The sequence below is a fragment of the Hyella patelloides LEGE 07179 genome, from assembly GCF_900659865.1.
In the GTDB taxonomy this organism is placed as follows: Bacteria; Cyanobacteriota; Cyanobacteriia; order Cyanobacteriales; family Xenococcaceae; genus Hyella; species Hyella patelloides.
Genome location: NZ_LR214183.1, coordinates 1 through 3,611 on the forward strand (window position 1 = coordinate 1; position 3,611 = coordinate 3,611).

Genomic DNA, 3,611 nt, shown 5'->3' on the forward strand with positions numbered 1-3,611 from the left:
CGAACAACAAGGGTATGCTTGCGTTTCTCTTGACATGACCAATATTGGTAGTCAAACTATCTCTCCTTTGCAATGGTATAAAGGAATTGCTTCGGAACTGTGGCGCGGGTTTCAATTAACCACAAAAATCAAGCTGAAATCCTGGTGGGAAGAACACAAAGAATTATCTTCAGTACAACAATTAAACCGCTTTATTAGTGATGTTATATTAACTAGTCTAGAAACAGACAAGATTTTTATCTTGATTGATGAAATAGATAGTGTTCTGAGTTTAGATTTCTCTACAGATGACTTTTTCGCCTTAATTCGCTATTGTTATAATGCTCGTGCTGAAAACCCAGATTATAATCGTCTCAGCTTTGCCTTATTTGGGGTAGCTACTCCTAGCAATTTAATAGAAGATCATACAAGAACACCATTTAATATTGGTACAGCAATCGAGCTAACAGGATTTACTCAAGAAGAAGCAACACCATTAGTATCGGGTTTAGGGGATGGATTTAAAAACCCAGAGATCGTATTACAAGAAATTTTAAAATGGACTGGAGGACAACCTTTCTTAACCCAAAAACTCTGTAAATTAACTGTAGAACATTGTCAAGAAGCTGACAATTGTTGCTTACCAGGAGAAGAAACTGCATGGGTCAAAGATTTAGTAACTGAGAAAATAATTAATAACTGGGAAGCACAAGATGAGCCTGAACACTTGAGAACAATCCGCGATCGCATTTTCCAGAATGAAGCCTTAGCTAGTCGTCTTTTGAGTTTGGCAGAACAAATACTGACAAATGGTTTGATTCCCGCCGATAATAGTCCAGAACAAACCTATCTTCTTTTATCTAATCTGGTTGTCAAAAAAAATAGTAAATTAATTCTTCGCAATCTAATTTATCAAAAAATCTTTGACCGAGAATGGATCGCACAGCAGCAAGATCGATTACGTCCTTTTGGCAAAGAAGTAAAATATTGGCTGGCTTCCAATTGCCAAGATGAATCTCGTTTATTGAGGGGGCAAGCTTTACAAGAGGCTCAAGCATGGGCAAAAACTCATAGTATTTCCCAACAAGAATATCAATTTCTCACCACTTCTAAAGAACAAGAGCAAACAGAAATACGCCGTGATTTAGAATTTCAAAGACTACAGGAAGTAGAAACTCGCCTCGTACAAGAACAAAAACTAGCTAAGTTACAAAGATTTTTACTCGCAACAGGAGGTATTGCTTTTATCTTCACCGCAGCTTTAGGAATAGTGGCTCATTACAACTATCGTCAAGCCAAAAGCAACGCAATTACGGCTAAAACCCAAGAAATTAAAGCAAATACTATTTCTGCTGAAAGTTTATTTGATTCGGATCGCCGTTTTGAATCCTTGGTACAGGCGATCGTAGGGAATCAAGAAACGAGAAATTTTGCTGAGTTAGAAGAAGCTACCCGTTTAGAAAGCAATTTTGCCCTCAAACAAGCAGTATACAACGCTGTCGAAAAAAATACTTTTTCAGGACATCAAGATATTGTTAACGGTGTTAGTTTTAGTCCCGATGGTGAGTTAATTGCTTCTGCGAGTTCTGATACTACCGTTAAAATCTGGCAAAGAAATGGTAAGTTAGTAGCTACCCTACGTAATCATCAAGATAGTGTATTTGATGTGGCTTTTAGTCCCAATGGTCAATTGATTGCTTCTGTGGGAGAGGATAATTTGGTTCAACTGTGGAATCGTCAGGGTGTGTTACAAAAAACCTTGACAGGACATCGAGGGGGTATTCACAGCATTGCTTTTCATCCTCAAAAAGATCTAATTGCTAGCGCATCCGAAGATCGGACAGTCAGATTATGGAATAGTCAGGGAGAATTGCTCAATGTTCTATTCGACCATCCCCAAGAAGTATTAACAGTAGCTTTTAGTCGTGATGGCAAATTAATCGCCACAGGCGATCGTGATGGTACTCTTATATTATGGAGCATCTCTGGTAAATTATTACGCAGGTTTAAGGCACATCAAGCACCCATCAGAGGCATTGATTTTAATCCCCAAAACAACAGAATAGTAACTGGTGGTGATGATCATGTTGCCAAAATCTGGACAAGTGAAGGCAAATTTCTGAAGACCCTCTCAGGATATAATGCCTCAGTAACAGATGTGCAGTTTTCTCCAGATGGTAACATCATTGCTACTAGCAGTTGGGACAGTACTATTAAGCTATGGCACCAGGATGGTACTTTGCACTCTAATCTCAAAGGACACCAAGCAAGAGTTTGGCGGTTAGCTTGGTCTGGCGATGGTTCTACTCTTGCCACTGCGGGATGGGATAATGTAGTTAAACTATGGCAAATTCAAGATCCTTTAGTTAAAACTTTTTATGGACACGCTGCAAGTATCTTGAGCGTTGTTTTTCATCCCCAAAGTAAATTAATCGCTTCAGCATCAGATGACCGCACTGTGAAATTATGGCATCCTGACGGCACATTGAAAGCTAATTTTACAGGATATTCTGGTGAGGCTTATGAAGTAGCTTTTAGCAACGATGGTGAATTAGTTGCTTCTGGTAGTTTAGATCGTACTATTCGTATCTGGCGTACTGATGGTACAGCACTAGCGATCGCCAGAGGACATGAAGCACCTGTTACTGATGTGGAATTTACTCCTGATGGTAAATCATTTATTTCTGCTAGCTTTGATCGCACCATCAGATTTTGGCAACTAGAAAACAAAAAAAACCAAATTATTGCAATTCAGACCAAAAATATTCTCGCTCATCAAGCAATAATTTATGATGTCGATCTCAGTAAAGATGGTGAATTAATTGCTTCTATTAGTCATGACCGTTATCTTAAACTGTGGAAAGCTAATGGAGAGTTAATTCGCTCAATTTTTGCTGATAAAACTGGATTAAGAACGGTTTCTATTAGTCCCGATAAACAGCTGATTGCCACAGGAGGCAAAGAACAAACTGTTAAACTATGGAATCTCCAAGGTGAACTGATTAATACTTTAGAAGGTCATCAAGCAATTATTTTAGATGTAGAATTTAGTCCTGATGGTAGTAAAATAGCTTCTGCTGCTGCGGATGAAACCATTAAAATTTGGACAAAAGAAGGAAAGTTATTAACTACTTTAAGAGGTCATAGTGGTCGGGTATGGAATGTTGATTTTAGTCCTGACGGTAAACAAATAGCCTCTGCTGCTGAAGATAAAACAGTCAAACTATGGGACTTAGAACGTATTTTAAAACTTGATGAATTTGATTATGGTTGTCGTTGGATTCAAGATTACTTACAAACCAATATGAATGTCTCTCCAGAAGAAAGAAATCTGTGCAACTAAAGTTTATCATTAATTAGGGTTTGCTGAATAACTTGACAACCTTGAGCAAATAAAGGTTACAAGGATTTTGGGCGCAGCAAAAAGTTAAGTAAAAATGGCGAAAAACCCCTAAAATTGGTAAAAGACCCTTGCACTTATCTCAGCAAGAACAAATGTACCGTAAAACTAGCCAGTCGGAGCTTACCCCAGAAAATTTTGAATTACCCTTTGAAAGTAAGTTGTCATCAGAAAACCGATGGGTAATTATGGCAGAGTTAATTCCTTGGTCAGATTTTGAGTCAGAATATGC

General features: G+C 38.1%; 1 protein-coding gene. It reads left to right on the forward strand.

What is annotated here, in order from left to right:
* The coding region (locus H1P_RS31790; protein WP_144875252.1) for a WD40 domain-containing protein at nucleotides 1–3,322 on the forward strand (3,322 nt) is incomplete at its 5' end.
* Nucleotides 3,323–3,611 lie beyond the last annotated feature (289 nt).